Annotated in this window: 26 protein-coding genes and 2 pseudogenes; 14 read left to right on the forward strand and 14 right to left on the reverse strand. The window is 57.4% G+C overall.

Features of this window, described 5'->3' with window-relative positions:
* Positions 1–191 precede the first annotated feature (191 nt).
* Positions 192–1,586: a Si-specific NAD(P)(+) transhydrogenase gene (sthA, locus tag PSH97_RS09635; protein WP_008073074.1), complete on the forward strand. Its 1,395-nt coding sequence runs from the start codon at positions 192–194 to the stop codon at positions 1,584–1,586.
* Between the two features lie 42 nt (positions 1,587–1,628).
* Here sthA and PSH97_RS09640 read toward each other — a convergent pair whose 3' ends face one another.
* Positions 1,629–2,351: a glycerophosphodiester phosphodiesterase gene (locus tag PSH97_RS09640; protein ID WP_305448983.1), complete on the reverse strand. Its 723-nt coding sequence runs from the start codon at positions 2,349–2,351 to the stop codon at positions 1,629–1,631.
* 14 nt (positions 2,352–2,365) lie between these two features.
* On the reverse strand, positions 2,366–2,947 hold the full coding sequence (locus tag PSH97_RS09645; RefSeq protein WP_305448984.1) for a PilZ domain-containing protein: 582 nt from the start codon (positions 2,945–2,947) through the stop codon (positions 2,366–2,368).
* A gap of 94 nt (positions 2,948–3,041) precedes the next feature.
* Between PSH97_RS09645 and PSH97_RS09650 the strand changes: the two genes are divergently transcribed.
* From PSH97_RS09650 to PSH97_RS09660, 3 genes are all read left to right on the forward strand, one after another.
* A complete protein-coding gene (locus tag PSH97_RS09650; protein ID WP_305448985.1) occupies positions 3,042–4,292 on the forward strand; it encodes a lipoprotein-releasing ABC transporter permease subunit in 1,251 nt (416 codons plus the stop codon).
* 7 nt (positions 4,293–4,299) lie between these two features.
* Positions 4,300–4,983, forward strand: coding sequence for a lipoprotein-releasing ABC transporter ATP-binding protein LolD (gene lolD, locus PSH97_RS09655; protein WP_020700644.1), 684 nt, complete (start codon positions 4,300–4,302; stop codon positions 4,981–4,983).
* 65 nt (positions 4,984–5,048) lie between these two features.
* Positions 5,049–6,293, forward strand: coding sequence for a lipoprotein-releasing ABC transporter permease subunit (locus PSH97_RS09660; protein WP_305448986.1), 1,245 nt, complete (start codon positions 5,049–5,051; stop codon positions 6,291–6,293).
* Positions 6,294–6,331: 38 nt separating this feature from the next.
* Here the strand turns inward: PSH97_RS09660 and PSH97_RS09665 are convergent, their stop codons facing one another.
* Together PSH97_RS09665 and PSH97_RS09670 are read right to left on the reverse strand one after the other, a co-directional pair.
* Positions 6,332–7,678 carry a heavy metal sensor histidine kinase gene (locus tag PSH97_RS09665; RefSeq protein ID WP_305448987.1) on the reverse strand — a complete coding sequence of 449 codons (1,347 nt, stop codon included), beginning with the start codon at positions 7,676–7,678 and terminating at the stop codon, positions 6,332–6,334.
* The gene (locus PSH97_RS09670) at positions 7,678–8,358 is read right to left on the reverse strand and encodes a heavy metal response regulator transcription factor (RefSeq protein WP_019649412.1); all 681 of its coding nucleotides are present in this window, start codon (positions 8,356–8,358) and stop codon (positions 7,678–7,680) included. Before PSH97_RS09670 ends, PSH97_RS09665 begins: the two co-directional genes overlap by 1 nt.
* 154 nt (positions 8,359–8,512) lie before the next feature.
* Here PSH97_RS09670 and copI point away from each other — a divergent pair, with 154 nt between their 5' ends.
* Positions 8,513–9,040, forward strand: coding sequence for a copper-resistant cuproprotein CopI (copI, locus tag PSH97_RS09675; RefSeq protein WP_305448988.1), 528 nt, complete (start codon positions 8,513–8,515; stop codon positions 9,038–9,040).
* Positions 9,041–9,101: 61 nt separating this feature from the next.
* A complete protein-coding gene (gene queF / locus PSH97_RS09680; protein WP_305448989.1) occupies positions 9,102–9,932 on the forward strand; it encodes an NADPH-dependent 7-cyano-7-deazaguanine reductase QueF in 831 nt (276 codons plus the stop codon).
* Between the two features lie 83 nt (positions 9,933–10,015).
* Here queF and PSH97_RS09685 read toward each other — a convergent pair whose 3' ends face one another.
* Both PSH97_RS09685 and PSH97_RS09690 read right to left on the reverse strand, forming a co-directional pair.
* The gene (locus PSH97_RS09685; RefSeq protein ID WP_123497830.1) at positions 10,016–10,279 is read right to left on the reverse strand and encodes a DUF4404 family protein; all 264 of its coding nucleotides are present in this window, start codon (positions 10,277–10,279) and stop codon (positions 10,016–10,018) included.
* A 109-nt stretch (positions 10,280–10,388) separates the two neighbouring features.
* Positions 10,389–11,009: an HAD family phosphatase gene (locus PSH97_RS09690; RefSeq protein WP_305448990.1), complete on the reverse strand. Its 621-nt coding sequence runs from the start codon at positions 11,007–11,009 to the stop codon at positions 10,389–10,391.
* 199 nt (positions 11,010–11,208) lie between these two features.
* On the opposite strand from PSH97_RS09690, the gene PSH97_RS09695 reads away from it, so the two are divergent.
* Complete coding sequence (locus PSH97_RS09695) at positions 11,209–11,898, forward strand: MlaA family lipoprotein (protein WP_305448991.1); 690 nt, start codon at positions 11,209–11,211, stop codon at positions 11,896–11,898.
* 71 nt (positions 11,899–11,969) lie between these two features.
* On the opposite strand, the gene PSH97_RS09700 is transcribed toward PSH97_RS09695, so the two are convergent.
* Positions 11,970–12,269 carry a PilZ domain-containing protein gene (locus PSH97_RS09700; RefSeq protein WP_305448992.1) on the reverse strand — a complete coding sequence of 100 codons (300 nt, stop codon included), beginning with the start codon at positions 12,267–12,269 and terminating at the stop codon, positions 11,970–11,972.
* Positions 12,270–12,545: 276 nt separating this feature from the next.
* Here PSH97_RS09700 and rssB point away from each other — a divergent pair, with 276 nt between their 5' ends.
* Both rssB and rssC read left to right on the forward strand, forming a co-directional pair.
* Positions 12,546–13,727, forward strand: coding sequence for a two-component system response regulator RssB (gene rssB, locus PSH97_RS09705; RefSeq protein ID WP_305448993.1), 1,182 nt, complete (start codon positions 12,546–12,548; stop codon positions 13,725–13,727).
* Entirely contained in the window at positions 13,727–14,209 is a 483-nt protein-coding gene (gene rssC, locus PSH97_RS09710) for an anti-sigma factor antagonist RssC (protein ID WP_305448994.1), read from the forward strand. Before rssB ends, rssC begins: the two co-directional genes overlap by 1 nt.
* A 241-nt stretch (positions 14,210–14,450) precedes the next feature.
* Here the strand turns inward: rssC and tal are convergent, their stop codons facing one another.
* The 5 genes and pseudogenes from tal to PSH97_RS28685 form a co-directional block, all read right to left on the reverse strand.
* Positions 14,451–15,377 carry a transaldolase gene (gene tal / locus PSH97_RS09715; RefSeq protein WP_305448995.1) on the reverse strand — a complete coding sequence of 309 codons (927 nt, stop codon included), beginning with the start codon at positions 15,375–15,377 and terminating at the stop codon, positions 14,451–14,453.
* A 178-nt stretch (positions 15,378–15,555) separates the two neighbouring features.
* Positions 15,556–16,551 (reverse strand): tRNA dihydrouridine(20/20a) synthase DusA, encoded by a 996-nt coding sequence (gene dusA, locus PSH97_RS09720; protein WP_305448996.1) that lies wholly within the window; start codon positions 16,549–16,551, stop codon positions 15,556–15,558.
* A gap of 248 nt (positions 16,552–16,799) precedes the next feature.
* Entirely contained in the window at positions 16,800–17,258 is a 459-nt protein-coding gene (locus PSH97_RS09725; protein WP_305448997.1) for a hemerythrin domain-containing protein, read from the reverse strand.
* Between the two features lie 920 nt (positions 17,259–18,178).
* A pseudogene (locus tag PSH97_RS09730) lies at positions 18,179–18,307 on the reverse strand (PAAR domain-containing protein); the annotation flags it as partial.
* Between the two features lie 105 nt (positions 18,308–18,412).
* Positions 18,413–18,511 (reverse strand): annotated as a pseudogene (locus PSH97_RS28685) (DUF6124 family protein); the annotation flags it as partial.
* Positions 18,512–18,845: 334 nt separating this feature from the next.
* Here PSH97_RS28685 and PSH97_RS09735 point away from each other — a divergent pair.
* The 5 genes from PSH97_RS09735 to PSH97_RS09755 all read left to right on the forward strand — a co-directional run bounded on the left by PSH97_RS09735 (position 18,846) and on the right by PSH97_RS09755 (position 20,997).
* Positions 18,846–19,217, forward strand: a complete 372-nt coding sequence (locus tag PSH97_RS09735) for a DUF6124 family protein (RefSeq protein ID WP_305448998.1) — start codon at positions 18,846–18,848, stop codon at positions 19,215–19,217.
* A 37-nt stretch (positions 19,218–19,254) separates the two neighbouring features.
* Positions 19,255–19,521 (forward strand): hypothetical protein, encoded by a 267-nt coding sequence (locus tag PSH97_RS09740; RefSeq protein ID WP_305448999.1) that lies wholly within the window; start codon positions 19,255–19,257, stop codon positions 19,519–19,521.
* Positions 19,522–19,687: 166 nt separating this feature from the next.
* Positions 19,688–20,188, forward strand: coding sequence for a type VI secretion system amidase effector protein Tae4 (locus PSH97_RS09745; RefSeq protein WP_305449000.1), 501 nt, complete (start codon positions 19,688–19,690; stop codon positions 20,186–20,188).
* Complete coding sequence (locus tag PSH97_RS09750) at positions 20,188–20,643, forward strand: type VI secretion system amidase immunity protein Tai4 (RefSeq protein WP_305449771.1); 456 nt, start codon at positions 20,188–20,190, stop codon at positions 20,641–20,643. The genes PSH97_RS09745 and PSH97_RS09750 overlap by 1 nt, the downstream gene beginning before the upstream one ends.
* A 156-nt stretch (positions 20,644–20,799) precedes the next feature.
* On the forward strand, positions 20,800–20,997 hold the full coding sequence (locus PSH97_RS09755) for a hypothetical protein (protein WP_305449001.1): 198 nt from the start codon (positions 20,800–20,802) through the stop codon (positions 20,995–20,997).
* A 128-nt stretch (positions 20,998–21,125) separates the two neighbouring features.
* Here the strand turns inward: PSH97_RS09755 and PSH97_RS09760 are convergent, their stop codons facing one another.
* Both PSH97_RS09760 and PSH97_RS09765 read right to left on the reverse strand, forming a co-directional pair.
* Complete coding sequence (locus PSH97_RS09760) at positions 21,126–21,917, reverse strand: transporter substrate-binding domain-containing protein (RefSeq protein ID WP_305449002.1); 792 nt, start codon at positions 21,915–21,917, stop codon at positions 21,126–21,128.
* Positions 21,918–22,005: 88 nt separating this feature from the next.
* Positions 22,006–22,212, reverse strand: coding sequence for a DUF2933 domain-containing protein (locus tag PSH97_RS09765; protein WP_305449003.1), 207 nt, complete (start codon positions 22,210–22,212; stop codon positions 22,006–22,008).
* Positions 22,213–22,242: the final 30 nt, after the last annotated feature.

A 22,242-nucleotide genomic window follows, 5' to 3' on the forward strand; every position in this document is an offset into this window, starting at 1 on the left:
CGTTTTTGATGGCGTTGTAGTGCAGGCAAAACTAGCCTACGACGCGACCAAGGGTTAATGTGCCCGGCGTTGACGGTTCTATAGACTGTGTCCGGGTTCTGCACTGGCCCCAAATTGTTCCTTCACGCCGCAGATCGGCGTGATTTAGCCGCAGGTGCCGAGGGCGCCGCGGCCTGTTCTGAGGAGTATGCATGGCTGTCTACAACTACGACGTGGTGGTGTTGGGTTCCGGCCCGGCGGGAGAAGGCGCGGCAATGAATGCCGCCAAAGCAGGGCGCAAGGTGGCGATGGTCGATAGTCGTCGCCAGGTCGGCGGCAACTGCACCCACCTGGGCACCATCCCGTCCAAGGCCTTGCGTCACTCGGTCCGGCAGATCATGCAGTTCAACACCAACCCGATGTTCCGGGCGATTGGTGAGCCGCGCTGGTTCTCGTTCCCGGACGTTTTGAAAAGCGCCGAAAAAGTCATCTCCAAACAAGTCGCCTCGCGCACTGGCTACTACGCCCGTAACCGCGTCGACGTGTTCTTCGGCACCGGCAGCTTCGCTGACGAGCAAACCATCGAAGTGGTCTGCGCCAACGGCGTGGTTGAAAAACTGGTGGCCAAGCACATCATCATCGCCACCGGCTCGCGTCCTTATCGCCCGGCGGACATCGATTTCCATCACCCGCGTATCTACGATAGCGACACCATTCTCAGCCTCGGCCACACCCCGCGCAAACTCATCGTTTACGGCGCCGGCGTGATCGGTTGCGAATACGCCTCGATCTTCAGTGGTCTGGGTGTGCTGGTGGAGCTGGTGGACAACCGCGGTCAGTTGCTGAGCTTCCTTGACTCGGAAATTTCCCAGGCCCTGAGCTACCACTTCAGCAACAACAACATCACGGTTCGCCACAACGAAGACTACGACCGCGTCGAAGGCGTGGACAATGGCGTGATCCTGCACCTGAAGTCCGGCAAGAAGATCAAGGCCGATGCCTTGCTCTGGTGCAACGGACGTACTGGCAACACCGATCAGCTGGGTCTGGAAAATATCGGCGTGAAGGTCAACAGCCGTGGCCAGATCGAAGTCGACGAAAACTACCGCACCTGCGTACCGAATATTTATGGTGCCGGTGACGTGATCGGTTGGCCGAGCCTGGCCAGTGCCGCCCACGACCAGGGTCGTTCGGCCGCTGGCAGCATTGTCGACAACGGCAGCTGGCGCTTCGTTAACGACGTGCCAACCGGCATCTACACCATTCCGGAGATCAGCTCGATCGGCAAGAACGAGCAGGAGCTGACTCAGGCCAAGGTGCCGTACGAAGTGGGCAAGGCGTTCTTCAAGGGCATGGCGCGTGCGCAGATTGCCGGCGAGCCGCAAGGCATGCTCAAGATCCTGTTCCACCGCGATACCCTGGAAGTACTGGGCGTTCACTGCTTCGGTTATCAGGCGTCGGAGATCGTGCACATCGGTCAGGCGATCATGAGCCAGCCGGGCGAACAAAACACCCTGAAGTACTTCGTCAATACTACGTTCAACTACCCGACCATGGCTGAAGCCTATCGGGTAGCGGCGTACGATGGCCTCAACCGGCTTTTTTGAGCGGCTCCGGCCGGTGGCCTGAGCCGGCCGGGGAGACCGATTTCAGCAATTCTCGAGCGTGGCGATGGCCAAACCGGGAAAGTCTGTAATCAGGCTGTCAACGCCGAAGTCGGCGAGTCTGCGCATCAGCGCGGGCTCGTTGACTGTCCACACCGACACATGCAGCCCTTGACGCTGCGCCTTCTGCAGGCGTTCCGGCGTACACAGGGTCCAGTTCAGCGCCAGAATCTCACAGCCATAGTTTTGCGCGACCTTCAGCGGGTCGAGCCAGGCATATTCGGCCACCAAACCGCGAGACACGTCCGGCACCAGGTCCAGCGCGGCTTTCAATACTTCGCGTGAACTCGACGTAATGGTGATCTTGTCCCGCAAACCGAAACGCTGCGCCATTTCGCGAATCGCCAGCACGGTGGTCGCGGCACGGGTGCGTGAAGCGCTTTTGACTTCCAGTTGCCAATGCTCGAAATCACATTTCTCGAACAACTCTTCCAGTGTTGGAATCGGGCAGGGTTTGATCCAGCCCGGGCCACCCTTGCGCGCGTCGTAGGTCACCAGCTCAGCGGCGGTATGTTCGACTACTTTGCCGCGACGCTCGGTGGTGCGTTTGAGGGTCGGGTCGTGGATCACCATCAACTCGCCATCCTTGGACAGGTGAAGGTCCAGTTCACAGCGCCTAACGCCGTGCTTGAGGCATTCCTGAAAGCTGGTCAGGGTGTTTTCCGGTGCTTCGCCCTTGGCGCCGCGATGGCCGTAGATGAGGGTCACGGTTCTTCCTTAAATTAGGTGCCTGATTCGTTTTGTTCGCGGGCCAGGCGTCGTTCTTGTGCCTGTCGCTGCAAGATGTAACGGGCCAGCAATTGCCGCTGGGCATCGGAGACGTATTCGAACTCGGTGCCGACATCGTAGCCGTCGCCCTTGCGGTCGCAGTGTGTGACGCGGGCGCGCAGCAGCAAGCCAAGGGCTTGCGGCATCAGCACCAATTTGACCGACAGATGCGCGCCGGTGGCGATGGGCGTCGGATGCTGAAAGTCGATGCCCCCTTCGGAGAGGATCACCGGCTGCGGTTCGCCAATCTGCCCGAGCACGGTCAGGGCGACCACCTGACTCAGCAGGTCGATGCGTTTGTTCTGGGATTTGAGGAACGCGGCGATGGTCCGGTCACGTTCGCTGATCTGTCGCAGCAGGTGTTGCGACTCGAATTCGCTCAGGTGCAGTTCGCTGAGCAGGTTGAATAGAGGGGAAGCATCCTGCAACACTTCCTGGCCTGCGGCTTCGGGAGCAGACAGGGGCCGAATTTCCAGTGCGATCGTGTCCTCGATACGGTAGTATTCGCGGCGATCTTCTTCATCTAATGTCGACATGGCGAACCCATGGTAGCGGCGGTGGTCTGAGTGTAAAGCTGGTTATCGACCCCCGCCACAAGGACGTTCCTTTTCCCTCCGAACAAGCCCCGACATGTTCAGACCTCTCTTCGTATTTATTGGCACGCGTTATACCCGTGCAAAGCGTCGCAATCATTTTGTGTCATTCATTTCCCTGACCTCGATGATCGGACTCGCCCTTGGCGTGGTCGTGATGATCGTCGTTCTGTCGGTGATGAACGGCTTCGATCATGAGATGCGCACCCGCGTGCTGGGCATGGTGCCCCACGCGACCATCGAGTCCGGTGAGCCGATCAGCGACTGGCAAAGCCTGGCCGCCAAGGTCAAGCAGAACCCGCAGGTGACGGCGGTTGCGCCCTTCGTCCAGATGCAGGGCCTGCTGACCAACAACGGCAAGGTCTCCAAAGTGCTGCTCAATGCCATTGACCCTGTGCAGGAACGGCAGGTATCGATCATTGATAACTTCATGCAGCAGGGCAAACTCGATGATCTGGCGCCGGGCAGTTTCGGCATCGTCATCGGCGACAAGGCTGCGGCCAAGCTCGGCGTGGCGGTCGGCGACAAGCTGACGTTTGTCGCGCCGGAAGTCACCGTGACCCCGGCCGGGATGTTCCCGCGCATGAAACGCTTTACCGTGGTCGGCATCTTCCATGTCGGGGCCGGTGAGATCGACGGGTATCTGGGCATTACCAACCTGCAGGATCTGGCGAAGCTGCATCGGTGGAAGCCGGATCAGGTCCAGGGCATCCGCTTGAAGTTTGACGATCTGTTCCAGGCACCACGCGTGGCATGGACCATCGCTCAGCAACTTGGCGAAGATCAGTATTACGCTCGCGACTGGACCCGCACCCACGGCAATCTGTATCAAGCGATCCGCATGGAAAAAGCCATGATCGGTCTGCTGTTGCTGCTGATTGTTGCCGTTGCGGCGTTCAACATCATTTCCACACTGGTGATGGTGGTGAACGACAAGAAGGGCGACATCGCGATCCTGCGCACCCTCGGCTCCACGCCGGGGCAGATCATGGCGATCTTCATGGTTCAGGGGACGGTCATTGGTGTGTTCGGTACGCTGATCGGCGCAGTGGTCGGGATCTTCGCCGCGCTGAACGTCAGTGCCGCGATCTCGGCTCTTGAAGGGCTGATCGGCCACAAATTCCTGAACGCCGACGTGTATTTCATCGATTACCTGCCGTCGCAAGTGCAGAGCCAGGACGTGTTGATGGTCTGCGCCGCCGCGTTGGTTCTGAGTTTCCTCGCCACCCTGTATCCAGCCTGGCGTGCCGCGCGCACCCAGCCTGCGGAGGCGCTACGTTATGAGTGAGTCGGGCATGAGTGATAAAGCAATCTTGAGCTGCCGCAACCTGGGCAAATCCTACGTGGAAGGCCCGGAATCGGTAGAGGTTCTGGCCGGTCTGCAACTGGAGCTGCATCCGGGTGAGCGCGTGGCTATCGTCGGTACCTCGGGTTCGGGCAAAAGTACCTTGCTCAACCTGTTGGGCGGTCTAGATACGCCGACCAAGGGCAGCGTCTGGCTGGCCGGTGAAGAGCTCTCGGCACTGAACGAAAAGGCCCGTGGCCTGCTGCGCAATCGGTCGCTGGGTTTCGTTTACCAGTTCCACCACTTGCTGCCTGAGTTCACCGCGCTGGAAAACGTCTGCATGCCGTTGCTGATCGGTAAAACCGCGATTCCGGAAGCGCGTCAGCGTGCTACGGCGTTGCTGGAGCGAGTAGGGCTGGGCCATCGTCTGGAGCATAAACCGGCGGAATTGTCCGGTGGCGAACGCCAGCGTGTGGCCATCGCCCGTGCCCTGGTGAACAAACCAGGCCTGGTGATGCTCGACGAGCCGACCGGCAACCTCGACTCCCATACTGCCCAAGGCATTCAGGATTTGATGCTGGAACTCAGCACCTCGATGCGCACCGCGTTCCTGGTGGTGACCCACGACATGAACCTGGCTCGCCAGATGGATCGCGTCCTGCATTTGCAGGAAGGTTACCTGACACCCATCTGATTGACCGAAACCCGGCGTACTGAACAGTGCGTCGGGTCTTTTATTTTTATACGGTGCCCCAGCGAATGTTCAGACCGTTATCGATCTTTATCGGCACGCGCTATACCCGCGCCAAGCGCCGCAATCGCTTTGTTTCCTTCATCTCGATGACCTCGATGATCGGCCTCGCCCTGGGCGTGCTGGCGATGATCGTGGTGCTGTCGGTGATGAATGGCTTCCAGCGCGAAATGAGTTCGCGCATCCTCGGCATGGTGCCCCATGCGACCATCGTCGGCGTGAACCCTATCGAAGATTGGCAGCCGGTGGCCGCCGCGGCGATGAAGAATCCTGAAGTGACGGCAGCGGTGCCGTTCACCGAGATGGAAGGCATGCTGTCCTACAAGGGTACCATGCAGCCGATCCAGGTCAGCGGTGTCGATCCGGCGCTGGAAGGCAAGGTGTCGATTGTTGCCAAACATATTGTTCAGGGGCGTCTCGACGCCTTGAAGCCGGGCGAGTTTGGCGTGGTGATCGGTGAGATCACCGCACGACGCTTTCGCCTGAACGTCGGCGACAAGATCACCCTGATCGTGCCGGAAATCAGCACCGCCCCGGGCGGGATTACCCCGCGCATGCAGCGGCTGAACGTGGTGGGCGTGTTCAAGGTCGGCGCCGAGCTGGATGGCTCGATGGCGCTGATCCACCTCGCCGATGCCGCGCAGATGCAACACTGGCAGCCGAATCAGGTGCAGAGCGTACGTTTGGCGGTGAAGGATCTGTACGCCGCGCCGCAAGTGTCGAGCGACATCGCGACAGGCCTGGGTGCCGCCTACAAAGCTGACGACTGGACCCACACCCAGGGCAGCCTGTTCAGCGCGATGAAGATGGAGAAAACCATGATCGGCCTGCTATTGCTGATGATCGTCGCGGTGGCGGCGTTCAACATCATCGCCACCCTGATCATGGTGGTGAACGACAAGGGCGCGGACATCGCGATCCTGCGCACCATTGGCGCGACACCTCGGCAGATCATGGCGATCTTCATGGTGCAGGGCACGGTGATCGGGGTTGTCGGTACCTTGATTGGCGGCGTGCTGGGCGTGATTGCAGCGTTGAACGTCAGCGAACTGGTGGGCTGGATGGAGCGGGTGAGCGGGCAGCACATCTTCAGTTCCGATGTGTACTTTGTCAGTAACTTGCCGTCGGAACTGCAGGGCGCGGATGTGTTGTTGATCTGTTCCGCCGGTTTCATCATGAGCTTTTTGGCGACGGTGTATCCGGCGTGGCGGGCGGCGAAAGTCGAGCCGGCTACTGCGTTGCGGTATTCGTAAGCTTCCAATGGTCGTTCCCGCGTTCCGCGTGGGAATGATCAGGTTCGTGGCAACTCAATCACAAACCGCGTCCACCCCTTATCCGATTCGCAACGAATCTGCCCGCCATGGGCGCGGATGATCGACTGGGTAATCGCCAACCCCAAACCCGCATGCTCACTGCTGCCTTCACGACGTGCCGGGTCTGCCCGGTAGAAGCGGTCAAACAAGCGCGGCACCAAGTCTTCAGAAATCCCTTCGCCACTGTTTTCAACGCTCAAGCTCAAGCCAGTCGGCTGCTCGACAATCCTTACCCGCACCTCGCCACCGACCGGCGTAAACCGCAACGCATTGTCCAGCAAATTGGACAGCGCCCGGCGTAACATGCTGCGGTCTCCCTGCATGCGCGCGCTGCCGTCACGACTCAACTTCACCTGAGCGTCCTCGGCCAGCGGCGCAAAAAACTCCAGCAGCACATCGGCTTCTTCCGCCAGTTCCAGCGGTTCGCGCTTGGGCATCAGCAAGCCGTGGTCAGCCTTGGCCAGGTACAACATGTCGTTGACCAGTTGCGCCATCCATTGCAGTTCTTCGAGATTGCTGTGCAGCGCTTCGCGGTAATCCTCGATTGGGCGAGGGCGGGTGAGGGTGACTTGGGTGTGGGTCAGCAGGTTCGACAGCGGTGTGCGTAGTTCATGGGCGATGTCGGCGGAGAACGCCGAGAGGCGCTGAAAAGAGTCGTCGAGGCGTCCGAGCATGGCGTTGAAGCTGTGGGCCATTTCCGCGAGTTCTGGCGGCATGTCTGCTTCTGGCAGGCGGGCGTTGAGCGATTGCGCCGAAACGCCGCTGGCGACCGCACTCATGCGCCGCAGCGGGCGTAAACCACTGCGCGCCGCCCAGGCACCGAGCAGGGCGGTGGCCAGCGCCGACAAACCGACCGTCAGCCAAATCAGGTGCTGCATGCGTTGCAGAAAATGCTGGTGATGGGTGATGTCCAGTAGCAGGGTCAGTTGCGGTGAATCGGGTTTATCGGGGAACAGCGGCGCATTCAGGACACGGTAGTCGGTACCGTCATCGCTCACCGTCGACAGGCCCGACTGGCGCGGCAAGTCTTTGGGTAAACGGGCTGAGCTGTCGTACAAGCGTTGGCCGTCGCTGCCAATGATGCGCAGCGAAAGATCGGCTTGTCGGCTCAATTCATCGGCCAGTCGGGCGTCGGTTTCGCTGGACTGAATGTCCTCCAGCGCCCGGCGCAAGCCAATCAGTTTGCCGTCGAGTAACTGTTGGTCCAGTTCAACAAAATGCGCCTCGCTGGCGCGGCTGAACAACACCCCGGCAAACAACGACACCACGGCAGTGCAAGCTGCGAACAACAGCGCCAGGCGATTGCTGAGTGAAAGTCGGCGCATCAGGCAGGGCGCTCTTCAAGGACATAACCCATGCCGCGTACGGTGTGGATCAATTTGTTCGGGAAGTCATCGTCGATCTTCAGGCGCAAACGGCGGATCGCCACTTCGATAACATTGGTGTCGCTGTCGAAATTCATGTCCCACACTTGGGAAGCGATCAGCGACTTGGGCAGCACTTCGCCCTGACGCCGCAGGAGCATTTCCAGCAGAGCGAATTCCTTGGCGGTCAGGTCGATGCGCTGGCCGTTGCGCTCGACCCGGCGGCGGATCAGGTCCAGGCGCAAGTCGGCCAGTTGCAGGCTGGTTTCCTGAGGTGTTGCGCTACCGCGCCGCAGCAGGCTACGAACCCGCGCCAGCAGTTCGGAGAAGGCGAAAGGTTTGACCAGATAGTCGTCGGCACCCAGCTCCAGGCCGTGGACCCTGTCCTCCACCGCGTCGCGGGCTGTAAGAAACAGTACCGGTGTGTCGAGGCCCGCGCCGCGCACCGCTTGCAGAATTTGCCAGCCATCGCGTCCGGGGAGCATCACATCGAGAATCAGCAAGGCGTAATCGCCGCTCAAGGCCAGTTGCTGGCCAGTGGTGCCGTCTGCCACCAGTTCAGTATTGAAGCCAGCCTCGGTCAGGCCCTGGCGCAGGTATTGGCCGGTTTTCGGTTGGTCTTCGACGATCAGCAGTTTCATGGGCGGCTCGGGTAGTTGGAACAGGTGCGTTATACCGTGGGCGGCGGCGAAGCAGGCCTACCTGACAAAGTTGTAATTTGTCTGTCAGGTGGTTGGCAGTACCTGCGGTTTAGAGTTTCCCACAAGCTGAACCCCATCTTGTTGGAGCGCGACTATGTTTTTGCACAATCATCTGGTACTGGCTGCTTGCTTGCTGACTCTGAGCCTGGGGCTTGAGGCTTCCCCCGCGCATTCCTATGACTTCGGTCAACCAGCAACGGCCGCCAAGGCTACCCGCAGCGTTGAAGTGGTGATGGGCGACATGTCCTTCACTTCTAAGGCGATGGATATCAAGGCCGGGGAAACCGTGCGTTTTGTACTGGTGAATAAAGGCCAGTTATTGCACGAATTCAACCTCGGCGACGCGGCGATGCATGCTCGGCACCAACAGGAAATGCTTCAGATGCAGCAAAGCGGCATGCTTATGCCCACAGGGATGAAGACCATGGACCACGGCTCCATGGGTCATTCTTCCGAAGGGCATGGGATGAAACACGATGACCCGAACAGTGTGCTGGTGGAAGCGGGCAAAACCGCCGAGCTGACCTGGACCTTCACCAAGGCCGCCCACCTGGAATTTGCCTGCAATATCCCCGGCCACTATCAGGCCGGCATGGTCGGCAAATTGACAGTCAGTCAGTAAGCACTCAAAGGCGGGAGCAAAGGCTGGTAGAATCCGCTGATTCTTCAGTCAGGTTTCCGCCATGCATCCCGCAGCCGAACATTCGCCGCTGGGCAAATCCAGCGAATACATCGCCACCTACACGCCGTCCTTGCTGTTCCCGATCCCGCGTACCGCGAAATGGGCCGAACTGGGCCTGACGGCTGAAACCCTGCCGTACAAGGGCGTGGACTTCTGGAACTGCTTCGAACTGTCGTGGCTGTTGCCATCCGGCAAGCCTGTGGTGGCGATTGGCGAATTCAGCATTCCGGCGGATTCGCCGAACATCATCGAATCGAAGTCGTTCAAGCTGTACCTCAACTCGCTGAACCAGACAGCGTTTGCCGATACCGCGAGCCTTGAAGCGACGCTGGCGAAAGACCTCTCGGCCGCTGCCGGCAAACCGGTGGGCGTGCGGATTCGCAGCCTGAAAGAGGTTGAGGCAGAAGGCGTCGTGGCGTTGCCGGGTGTGTGCATCGATGACCTGGACATCAGCGTCAGCAACTATGAGCATCCGCGTCCGGAACTGCTGCGGTGCGATGAGTCGCTCATTATTGAAGAGTGCGTTCACAGCCATTTGCTCAAGTCCAACTGCCCGGTTACCAGTCAGCCGGATTGGGGCAGCGTGGCGGTGGAGTATCGCGGCGCGGCGCTGGATCACGCGAGTTTGCTGGAATACATCGTGAGTTTCCGTCAGCACTCGGACTTTCATGAGCAGTGCGTGGAGCGGATTTTCCTCGACCTGCAACGGTTGCTGAAGCCAGAGAAACTGACGGTGTATGCACGGTATGTGCGTCGCGGCGGGTTGGACATCAACCCGTATCGCAGCACTGAAGACGTACAACTGCCGAACCATCGTCTGGTTCGTCAGTAAAGCTCCCACAAGGGGTTGCATTTCAGGTCGCAGACATTAAAAAGCCCCGCTATCAATAGCGGGGCTTTTTGCATCTGACGGGTTCAGATACCCATATTGCCCAAGGCTTGCACGATGTTGCGTAAGGTGCCAGCTAGGGTGGGGTGTTCGAGTTCGAAGCGCTCGACGGCCAGGTTCACATTGTCGGCGAGGTTGGTGTCTTGGGTTTTGGTTTCGAGTTCAAGTTCCAGTTCGATCTGTTGCATCAGCGCGTGCAAGTCTGCGCGTTCGGCTTCCGTCAGCGGTGGATTCTGTTCCAATTGCTCGCGCAGTTTGTTGAGCTGTTCTTGCAGTTCGCGGGCAGGCATGGCGTTCTTCCTTTTATCGATAGGCACTGGCATAGACCGCGACGGCGCGCCAAAGGTCTATGGCTGACCTTTAGATTAATCCACTCCCGGGCAAACTGCATGATCTCGATCAGGGCTTTTCGCCCTTGAGCCGGCGCAGGCTGATATCGGCCAGGCAAGTGTCGAGTTCGCCCAGATGATCGATCACCGAATGCACGCCCAGGCCGAACAACTGCATTGTCGCCTTGCCGCGCAGATGTTCCCGTTCCTTTTGACTCAAGGCCTGCCATTCGCTGGGGGCCAGCCCGCACAGCGAACCGCAGGACGCCAGGCCAATGGTCCACAGCCCGGCATTCAGGCCCGATTGCAGAAGTCGCGGCTCACCGCTGACCAGCACGCAGCCGTCCAGACGCTCGACATTCAATGCCATCAACGCTTGCCAACAGGCGTTCGGGGCCGGCCATGGATTGATTGTTGTCGGGTGTTGCGAAGGTTTGATCCAGTCCGGGAGTGCCGCGGCCAGAGAGTGGGTGAGGGCGGGGGGCAGTTCATCGAGCCAGGCGCAAGGAATCTGTTGGCGCTGCAAGCTGGACAGGCTATCCATAGCGCCGAACGTGGCTTCGGCATGCTCGGCAGTCGGTGTGCCGGATTGGCGGGTGCGTGCGCCGAAATCCACCAGACATCCACTGAGGCCGAACAGTACAGCGGTCAGGCGGGGTGCGATGAGAGGCGAGGTTTCGGCGCGGGGCATGTCAACATCCTTGAAATAGTAACAAGGCTATTCGTGGACGGTGACAGTTGAGTGACACGGATATGAATGGCGCGCAGTCAAACGAATCATCCGTAGGGCATCGCGTACGATGCTGCCTAAACAGGGTTTTCCGTCATATACTAGCGACCTTTGCGCCTGGGCCAAGCGCCCGCGCCAGTACAAATCCAAGGAGTTTTCTATGCGCTGGAGCAATCATCTCGCTCAGCTTTGTATGTGTGCCAGTGTATTGCTGGTTCCGTTCGCGGCCCAGGCTGCCACGGAAGAAGACCCTTGGGAAAGCGTTAACCGCCCGATCTACAAATTCAACGACTTTGTCGACACCTATGCACTGAAGCCGTTGGCTCAGGGCTACCAGTTCGTCACGCCGCAGTTTCTGGAAGATGGCATCCACAACATGTTCCGCAACGTCGGCGACGTGACCAACCTTGCCAACGACGTGTTGCAGGTCAAGCCCGCCGCGGCAGGCGTCGACACCGCGCGTTTGATCTTCAATACCACCTTCGGCCTGCTGGGCTTCTTCGACGTGGGCACCCAGATGGGCTTGCATCGCAATGATGAAGACTTCGGCCAGACCCTCGGTTACTGGGGCATGGGCAGCGGTCCATACGTAATGCTGCCGTTTCTGGGCCCAAGCACCTTGCGTGATGCGCCTTCCAAGTATGTCGACGGCTATACCGGCCCATACCGCTACATCCACGACGTGCCGGTGCGTAACTCGATCTTCGGCCTGAACGTCCTCGACGCCCGCGCCAGCCTGTTGTCGGCCGAGAAGTTGATCAGCGGCGACAAATACACCTTCATTCGCAATGCATACCTGCAAAACCGCGAATTCAAGGTCAAGGACGGCCAGGTCGAAGACGATTTTTAATCTCGACCGGTAAAACCAGGAAGGCGGCCAATTGGCCGCCTTCCTTCGTTGGGTTTGTGGATTAAATCGGGTTATTTCATCTTCAGGATTGTAAGCCCGAGTTTCTGACTGCCACCGTCCTGTGCTTTCACCCACACCACCTCGGTGTCGGCCTCAAGGCCTTTGAGCGCCGTGTGATCGGAATCAATCCGCACGCTGAGCCGGTCACCGACCTTGAACACGCGAGGCGCTTCAACCTGCATGCCGCTGCTGGAAAGGTCGATGCAGACGGCTGGCACCTCGTCGCCTTCATGAATCAGCGCCACATCGGCATCGACCCGCATGCGGATGAAATCGCGCTTTTCGCTGTAGTCCCGATCAGTTTGGCTCATGGGCTCGATCCTTCCTTTGGGTTACGGTTTTGCCTGTTCTTATAACTCCCGGTGATTTGACAAGTAAAGACGTCAAGCGACCATCGGCGTGAGCTTGAAACGCCTCGCGGATGGGAGTACCGTCTGCGCCTTAGAAGGGCACCTTTGGTGGACTTGTGAGTAGGGCAAACGCTCGAAAACGGTGCAGTCAGAGAGGCTAGAAAGCGAATCCAGTAGTATGTGCGGGGCCAATGCCCAGCCTGCTACGCCAACCTAATTCTGGCGCCGTTTGCCCACATGCCAAAAACCAGTGCCACGCTGCTGATAATCGATGATGACGAAGTAGTGCGCGCGAGCCTCGCGGCCTACTTGGAAGACAGTGGTTTCAGTGTCCTGCAGGCCAGCAATGGCCAGCAGGGTCTTCAGGTATTCGAGCAAGACAAGCCCGACTTGGTCATCTGCGATTTGCGCATGCCGCAGATGGGCGGACTCGAACTCATTCGCCAGGTCACCGAGCTGTCGCCGCAAACCCCGGTGATCGTGGTATCGGGTGCGGGCGTGATGAACGACGCGGTCGAGGCCCTGCGCCTGGGCGCGGCGGACTACCTGATCAAGCCTCTCGAAGATCTGGCCGTGCTCGAGCACTCTGTGCGCCGGGCCCTGGATCGTGCGCGCCTGCTGCTGGAAAACCAGCGCTACCGCGAGAAGCTGGAAAAGGCCAACCGCGAGCTCGAAGCCAGCCTGAACCTGCTCCAGGAAGACCAGAACGCCGGTCGCCAAGTGCAAATGAACATGCTGCCGGTCAGCCCCTGGAGCATCGACGAGTTCCAGTTTGCACACCAGATCATCCCGTCGCTGTACCTGTCGGGTGACTTCGTCGACTACTTTCGGGTCGACGACCGTCGGGTAGCGTTTTACCTGGCGGACGTTTCCGGTCATGGCGCCTCTTCAGCCTTCGTCACCGTATTGCTGAAATTCATGACCACGCGCTTGCTGTTCGAATCCAAGCGCAACGGCACCTTGCCGGAGTTCAAGCCTTCAGAGGTTCTTGGTCATATCAACCGGGGCCTGATCAGTTGTAAGCTGGGTAAACACGTCACAATGGTCGGTGGAGTCATCGACGAGGAGACCGGTTTGTTGACCTATAGCATCGGCGGTCACCTGCCGTTGCCTGTGTTGTACACGCCAGACAGTGTTCGTTACCTGGAAGGGCGCGGTCTGCCGGTGGGCCTCTTCAATGAAGCCACCTACGAAGACCGCGTACTGGAATTGCCGCCGGTGTTCAGCCTGACGCTGATGTCTGATGGCATTTTGGACCTTTTGCCGGAACCCACACTCAAAGATAAAGAAGCTGCTTTACCTCAACGGGTGAAAGCAGCGGGCGGCAGCCTGGATGGTCTGCGCCAGGTTTTTGGATTGGCCACGCTAGGGGAGATGCCGGATGATATCGCCCTGTTGGTGTTGAGCAGGAATCTTTAATGAGTACCGGTAGAATCCAGTTCGCCGAGCAGGACGGCACCTTCGTCCTGAAGTTCGTCGGTGAAGTTCGCCTGACCCTGTGTTCGGCGTTGGATGCGACTATTGAGAAGATCTTCACTGCGTTGAATTTCAACGCCATCGTGATCGACCTGACCGAAACCCGCAGCATCGACAGCACCACCCTGGGCCTGCTGGCCAAGCTGTCGATACTGTCGCGGCAAAAGGTCGGCCTGTTGCCGACCGTCGTCACCACCCACGAAGACATCACCCGTCTGCTGCAGTCCATGGGCTTCGAGCAGGTGTTCAACATCGTTGATCGCCCGATCCCATGCCCTGAATGCCTGACCGACCTGCCAGACCAGGATCAGTCCGAAGAAGTGGTACGCGTCAAAGTCCTCGAGGCGCACAAAATCCTCATGGGCCTGAACGACTCCAACCGTGAGGCGTTCCATGACCTGGTGAATGCGCTGGAGCGGCACTGATTCCCAGAAGTGATGTGGGTCTTATGGGCTCCATCGCAGGCAAGCCAGCTCCCACATAAGCCTCAGTCGTAAACACTATCGCGACCCACCACAGAACCCTTGTGGGAGCCGGGCTTGCCCGCGATGGCGTCATCGCAAACGCCACATCCCTCCGCGCGCAGCCATCCAATACCCAAGTTCAACGCAAAAAAAAAGGGCGAACCCATCAAGGTTCGCCCTTTTTGCACAGCTTCGAACTAGATCACAGCTTGGCCTGCAACAACGCCTCAAGCTTCTCTTGATCCCGAGCAAACTGACGAATCCCCTCAGCCAGCTTCTCGGTCGCCATCGCATCCTCGTTGGACAACCAACGGAACTGCGCTTCATTCAAGCTCAGACGCGTTTCACCGGCATGCCCTGGCGCCAATTTGCGCTCCAGCTTGCCAGTATCCGCCGCCAGCTTTTCCAGCAGGTCCGGGCTAATGGTCAGCCGATCACAACCGGCCAACTGCTCGATCTGATTCAGATTACGGAAGCTCGCGCCCATCACCACAGTCTTGTAGTCATTGGCCTTGTAGTAGTTGTAGATGCGCGTCACCGACTGCACGCCCGGATCATCCGCGCCGGTGTAGTCGTTGCCGGTGGCCTTCTTGTACCAGTCGTAGATGCGACCCACGAACGGCGAAATCAGAAACACCCCGGCATCGGCACAAGCAGCCGCCTGAGCGAAGGAGAACAGCAGCGTCAGGTTGCACTGAATGCCTTCCTTTTCCAGCTTCTCGGCAGCGCGAATGCCTTCCCAGGTCGAAGCGATCTTGATCAGCACACGGTCACGGCCAACGCCGGCCTTGTCGTACAGGTCGATCAGACGGTGTGCACGCTTCAATACGGCGTCAGTGTCGAACGACAGGCGCGCATCCACCTCAGTGGAAATACGGCCCGGTACAACCTTCAGAATTTCTTGCCCTACCGCAACGCCAAAACGGTCGCTAGCCAGGCCCACATCGCCCTTGCAGTCGTGAACGCAAGCGTTCAGCAACTCGGCATAACCGGGAATGGCCGCGGCTTTGAGCAGCAGGGAAGGGTTGGTGGTAGCGTCCACGGGTTTAACGCGAGCGATTGCTTCGAAGTCGCCGGTGTCGGCAACCACGGTGGTCATTTGTTTGAGTTGTTCCAGCTTGGAAGTCATGGGCGTGCTCTGTCCTATGGGTCTAATGACATTACCCGAGCGCTGACAGCCACTCAAGGGTGCATGTACGTATCGAAGGCCCCAGCGGCAACATCCTGAAAACGGATGTTTGAAAGGCGGGGCGTGGTATCGGTAGATACGATGCTGAAATGGGGGACAGGTTCAACGCAGGTGACCGTTAACGCCCCTCCAACAACTCCGCCGCCTGATCCAGCAAGGCCAAAGGCTCTTTGGCCTTATGAATATCCACCGACAACAACTGCCGAAACTTCCGCGCCCCCGGAAACCCGGTGCCCAGCCCCAGCACATGCCGGGTGATGTGATGCATCGCCCCGCCCGCCAGCAGATGCTCGGCGATATAAGGCCGCAACTGCGCCAGCGCCTCGGCCCGGCTGATCACCGGTGCCTTGCTGCCGAACAGCTGCTGATCCACCTCAGCCATCACATAAGGATTGTGATACGCCTCACGGCCCAGCATCACGCCGTCAAACGTCTGCAAATGCTCGTGACAAGCCTCCAGCGTCTTGATCCCGCCGTTGAGAATAATCTCCAGCTCCGGAAAATCCGTCTTCAACCGCGCCGCCACGTCATAGCGCAGAGGCGGAATGTCGCGGTTCTCCTTCGGAGACAACCCCTCCAGAATCGCAATCCGCGCATGCACCGTAAAACTCGTGCACCCGGCATCCCGAACCGTGCCGACGAAATCACACAACTGCTCGTAACTGTCCCGCCCGTTAATCCCGATCCGATGCTTCACCGTCACCGGAATCGACACCGCATCACGCATCGCCTTCACACAATCAGCAACCAACTGTGGATGCCCCATCAGGCACGCGCCAATCATATTGTTCTGCACCCGATCACTCGGGCAGCCGACGTTCAGGTTTACCTCGTCGTAGCCGTGGTCCTGGGCCATGCGTGCGCAGGCGGCCAGGTCCAGCGGGACACTGCCGCCGAGTTGCAGGGCGAGTGGGTGCTCGGCTTCGTTGTGGCGCAGGAAGCGCTCGTGATCACCGTTGAGGAGTGCGCCGGTGGTGACCATTTCGGTGTAAAGGAGGGCGTGCTTGGAGAGCAGGCGCAGGAAGAAGCGGCAGTGGCGGTCAGTCCAATCCATCATCGGGGCGACGGAGAAGCGACGGGAGAGCGGAGCGGGTGTGGCGGTGATTGGGGGCATTGGCGTTTCTGGAATGGGTAAGGCTGGGAGTTGGGGAGTTTATCAGGATTGGGCTTGCGGGGCTCGGGCGAGTCTGGCGGAGGTAGTTGAGAGAGTGAGTACAAGAACGGGAGGGATTGAGCGACTTGCAACGAGGAGCCGCCAATATACGGACACCCCTGTGAGTTAATATATGATGTCCGCGTAATTACATAGTGACGTCAGTACTAAGTAGTAGCTAACTTTTAAAAGTGTACGGTGGCTTCCAATTAATGCCATTGATTCTTGACTTCCTGCCACTGGTCGTCTGACAGCCACTTATCTGCCGCCGGAAAGAAAATATTTTCCTCGGCGTCCATGTGATCATAATATTTTTTGATGAAGTCATCGATAGTGTCAGCAATTACTCTCGTTTCCTTAGTGGTGTCCTCCAACATCTTCAGCTGTCCAGCAATGCGCCCAAATGCCAGATGATCTCGCTCGATATCCTTGACCCGTTGATGGATCGGCGCCTCAGTCTCTAGCAAGGCCAGCCGAATAAGCTCTTCATTTTCATGGTGGTGTCGCTCTGCATCACCGTGCAAGGCTTCCAGCATCGTGAACAACAGCTTGCAGTTATCAGCCCCCTCGGATTCATGTCTCATTTTCCTCAGCAACTCTTTGATCTGAGAAATTTTCATAGCCACTTCATGATGATAGGCCTGAAGTTCTTTCAACAAGACGTTCATATCAAATCCTCGTCGCGATACCAGCAATTCACAAAGATGTCCACACTTTTAAATTTCGATAATTTCAATATCTTGTCAAACACACTCGTCAGCACTATTAATCTTTTTAGTATAGGCGAGCGCAAAACACTCGCCGCAGTAAATTTGCCGTCCTTGGAAAAAATTGAAATATCAAGTGTATGTTATATGCACTATTGATCTGCCGGATATCCTCCAGCGAAAACGGAAGAAAAAAACAGCACCCAAATCGACAACAGCTGGGTGGAAAATCAAAATCCGGAGAAAAGCAGAATGGGGAGGGATTGAGCGACTTGGCACGAGCAAATAAATCCGTCCCTCAGGGGCGGATTATTTTGCGTATGAAATAGATCTGTCCAATTTTTACATCCAAAGGATGGGTTGTCTTACCTTTTTTTGCATTCCTCAAGCTCGTTTTGGTTTATCAATGTCGTAGTCACACCTAACCGATATTTGCAGTACTGGATGACCAACTGTTGCTCCGTGTCACTTAGCTCACTCAATTTTTTGTCATCGGATTCGTACGCGAAAATATTTTCAAACTTAATCTGAAATGTCGGGGCTTTCTTGATGAAAAATATTTTTTCCGGGTAGGCGTCTTCCATCCTTTCGTAGAAACCGATGTAGAGGAAGGCGACGAGTATGGTCGGAACAATGATAAGTAGGGATTTCATGATGAGGGTGGTGGTAACAGTTTGGTTTTAATTCGAAGGTTTCTTACCAGCTCCATTCCAATGTTGCGGGGACAAATCTTTCCTTCCCCGGCTTGCATGGGAAATTCCCGGTGTCCACCCAAAGTCGTCACCCTGAAAACGCTGGTCAGGGCTTGAATTAAGTTCAGTAGGGTGTCGATTTGTATGGCTGGGATTTTCTGGTCCATATTGCCGTTGATGGCTTCAGGCATCGCCTTTGGTCGCGGCTGCAAGACCGTCGAAGAACACGTCGGGAGAACCAGAGGCGATGGCTTTTGGGCCGTGCCCAGGCATGGGGCAAGTGGTGGGGTCGGTGATACGTGCGGCGGGCTTTGCCATGTTTGACTTCCTGTCAATTTACCGGGGGCGACTGTATCAGAGTTGCTTTGAAAGATGGCTAAGGCGCGAGGAGCTCACGCTCCCCACGCCGATGTGCAGCATTGATTACTCAGACGGCTCGACCTTATCCAATGCCTGATTCACCGCCAACTCCCCCAACATAACCACCTGCGCGTTACCCAGCAGCGTTTTACGGTGCTCTGTTTATGGCATCACGCCAATGTCGGAGATTTCCCTCAACCCGCGTCGCCATCGCCCACCTTGCACTCCCTCAACCACCCAGATAACCTTCTCCCGTCGCTGCAAAATCAGCGGCAAGGGTGTGGAAGCCCTTCACAAGATCTAGGCGCACAAGCGCCACCAAAATTTCAGCGGGCGCTTTTTTCGTGTCTGCTGTTAAATTATGGCGGCTGTGCGCGGGGCACTTTCGGGTGCGCCGGGTTCCTAGATCCCCGGTCTTCCACACCTGCGTACAGCTGCCACCCATCATGTGGAAGTGATGCTGGCAGTTCCTTAATTTAATTCTAGGAACAAAGCAATGAAGAAAATCACTCCAAATCCCCCCGAAACCTCAACCGTTTCCGATCCTCTCGATGAGCTCTCCAAAGCCACTCAACGCGCTGTCAGCAAACGCCTTCGTAACCCAAATCACGCCGACCCGATCAGCCACGTTTTCACCATCCTCCCCAACGTCGATGCAGAAACCCTGTTAAGCCACGCCTGCGAAACCCTCGCGTCCCTAAACGTCCTGACCACCGACTTGGCCTGCGAACTCGAAGGTTCACACCGCAGTTTCGCCTTATCGATTCAGCAATTATCAGTAGTCGGTGAGTTATTGGTAAACCGAGCCCTGGACAATCTCGACCCGCCCGACGGCGCGTCTGAAGTCCCATCCGCCACCCACGTCTAAGCGGCCACGCTCGTTCACCCAATGGAGGTTCAAAACCATGGCTCGATACATGCCAATAACCGGCATTGACTGCACAGTCCCGTCGCTGCTGATCGACACCGAAGCACCCGTAGACGTGTTGCACGACACAGCCGCATACCGCATTCGCACTGTGACGCAACTGCTGGAAACCCTTTCTCTGGACGAAGGCATTAGTCGTGATGCATTGCTGCTACGGGACTTCGCGCGGGTGTTGGCGATCCCGCTGCGCGATGGCTGCGATTTACTGGATGTAGTAGCGCGGCGCTTGCAGGCGCAGGTGTAGTTGCCGCAATGAAGATGGGCGACCTGATGAGGTCGCCCATTTGCTTCATCTTCTGGAGCTTTCCGGGCAACACACCTTCATGACCCCGTCATTCAGGTCTATGTCACCTCAAGCATGAAGGATTAAACTGCCGCAGATTTCTGCTTCCTAAAATCAAGGATGAAACATGATTCGACCCTCATTTTCTAGCGCGTGGGCGGCTTCTCAACGGATTTACGACACCATCAATCCATCTGAAAAAGTTGCGACAGTCATCGGCGGCAATGTTGCAATGAACATTAACAGCCGTGATCCGGCCCTAAGGTGGGTCAACACGTGCGCAGTGCGCATGAGTTATATCCTTAATTACTCCGGCTCACTCATACCGCGAATAGTTGGCGAAACCGTGTCTGGCGCTGACAAGCGCTGGTACTTTTATCGCGTCAAAAGCCTGATTGCCTATATGGAACAGCAATGGGGAAGTGCCGAAACGGTCAAATACCCGGCCGCAGATGGCGGCGCCCTGGCGGGCCGGAAGGGTCTTATTTTGTTTGAAGTTTCTGGCTGGTCGGACGCTCAGGGGCATGCCACATTGTTTGACGGCAGAATGTGTTATGACCACTGCTATTTCAATGAGCCGGGTATGAACTATCAAACCGACCGCGCAAACTTCTGGAGTTTGTCTTGATGAAGTATTTGACTGCGATCTTGGTACTGGCTTGGGCTGCCGCACCTTCTAACAGTTGGTCCAAGGATGATCCGACCAACTCCCCCCAGGCAGGCGGGCGCACCTACGCGCAAAATTACAAAGATATGGTGCTGGCAGACTGCATCGCTACAGCCTACAAGAGCGAGCCTAAAGCCGCCCAGGACGCCGGAAGCAGTGCCAGTGCGCTTATGGACTGGACCTATTTCGATCTGGAGCAAGCACCTCAAGCCGGTAGACCTCTGGTTGACCGGTTTCTGGCTCGTGATTATCACAATCCACTGGTCGAATCAGAGCGTCAAGGCGTTCGCTTTGAGCTGCTCAAATGCCTGGACCTGTATCACAGCAAAGAGTTGGACAGCCAGGTCAAACAATTGGTCATCAATCCCCAGCATACCTATCGTCAGGACAACCCGTCACGACCCAAAAAGGATTGACCCTGAACCGCGATTGACAATGAGCAGCCGTAACGATGATGGCAGCTGAACCCATGCTGTCGCTCAGCAATGTTTCATCAAGTTTGACGGGCTTTCGGCATAGGATGATGACCCTAAGATCGTGTTGCCACGCTTCCAGCCCAAGGGAACTGAAAAATGATCTCGAACCTGTTCAAAGTCGTGCTGATCGCCGGTGCTTTGCTCTTGAGCGCCTGTTCGGGTGTGAGCACCAGCACGTGTTTTTCAGAAGGCTGCCAACAGTTTGATGGACATGGCGCCAACAGGTTAAACCTTGGCGGGAGCTCCATCGGCAACAGCTTCAATGAATACAGCTCAGGCTTGCTGCACGATTAAAGGTTACGCAACGGCTGAGGTTTCCGCCGTTGCGTGATTTGCCTGATGAACCGAGTGCTCTGATTTTGCGACTGCTGCGCAGCCGGACGCAGGCTGCGCCAGCTGCTACAGGGAATGGTGGCTGTAGGCTATTTGGCCTCTGGCACCGCGATCCATTGACCGAGGATTTTCTGGTAGTTCCCCGTCACCTTGGCCAAGTGCAGCCACTGATCGACATACAACTTCCAACTAATATCATCACGCGGCAACAGATAAGCCTTCTCCCCATACTGCATAAATTGCGTCGGGTTAACCGCGCACAAACCCGGTTTGAGTTTCTGCTGGTACAGCGCTTCCGAAGCATCGGTAATCATCACATCAGCCCTCTTATCCAGTAGCTCCTGGAAGATGGTCACGTTGTCGTGCAACTGCAATTGCGCCTTGGGCAGGAAGGCGTGGACGAAGGCTTCGTTGGTGCCGCCGGCCGGTTCGACCAGGCGAACCGAAGGCTGGTTGATTTGTTCGAGGGTCTGGTATTTCGCCTGATCTTCGCAGCGCACCAACGGGATTTTGCCGTCGACGTCCAGGGTGGTGCTGAAGAAGGCTTTTTTCTGGCGTTCCAGGGTGACGGAGATGCCGCCGACGCCGATGTCACATTTGCCCGCGAGCATGTCGGGCATCAGGGTTTTCCAGGTGGTCTGGACCCACTCGACCTTCACGCCCAGGCTGTCGGCCAGCGAGCGGGCCATGGCGATGTCGATCCCCGAGTATTCGCCGTCTTCACCTTTGACGGTATAGGGTTTGTAGTCGCCGGTCGTGCAAACGCGCAGTTGGCCTTGTTGCAGGACGGTGTCCAGATGGGAAGTGCTTGGCTCTGCCTGAACGCCGCTGGCTAACGCGAGCAGGCCACAGAGCATCATTGTGCTTTTTATGGTTTTCATTGTTATTGGGCTTTTGTGATGGAGTAGGGGCAAGTCGGGATCAGTGTAGTGAAACCCGTTCTTGACTGTCATCCATGCGATGTATGGGTCAGTGCCTGCCGCCGTGGTGATGGCCAAACAGGTGCATCAGCGGGCACAGCAATAGAATCAGGTAGGGCAGGATCGGGGAGATATGGCCGTAATGCTCGCGGACCAGGTAAAACAGACCGATTACTAGCAGCATGCCCAGCGCAATGCCGGATTTGCTGCGCCAGAAGGAGGGAGCTGAAGGCGTCGAGGAAGGTGAGTGGTTCATGTAGCGAGCTCCATTCTGACGAAAATGTCC

Origin of the sequence: Pseudomonas cucumis (genome assembly GCF_030687935.1) — a bacterium.
In the GTDB taxonomy this organism is placed as follows: Bacteria; Pseudomonadota; Gammaproteobacteria; order Pseudomonadales; family Pseudomonadaceae; genus Aquipseudomonas; species Aquipseudomonas cucumis.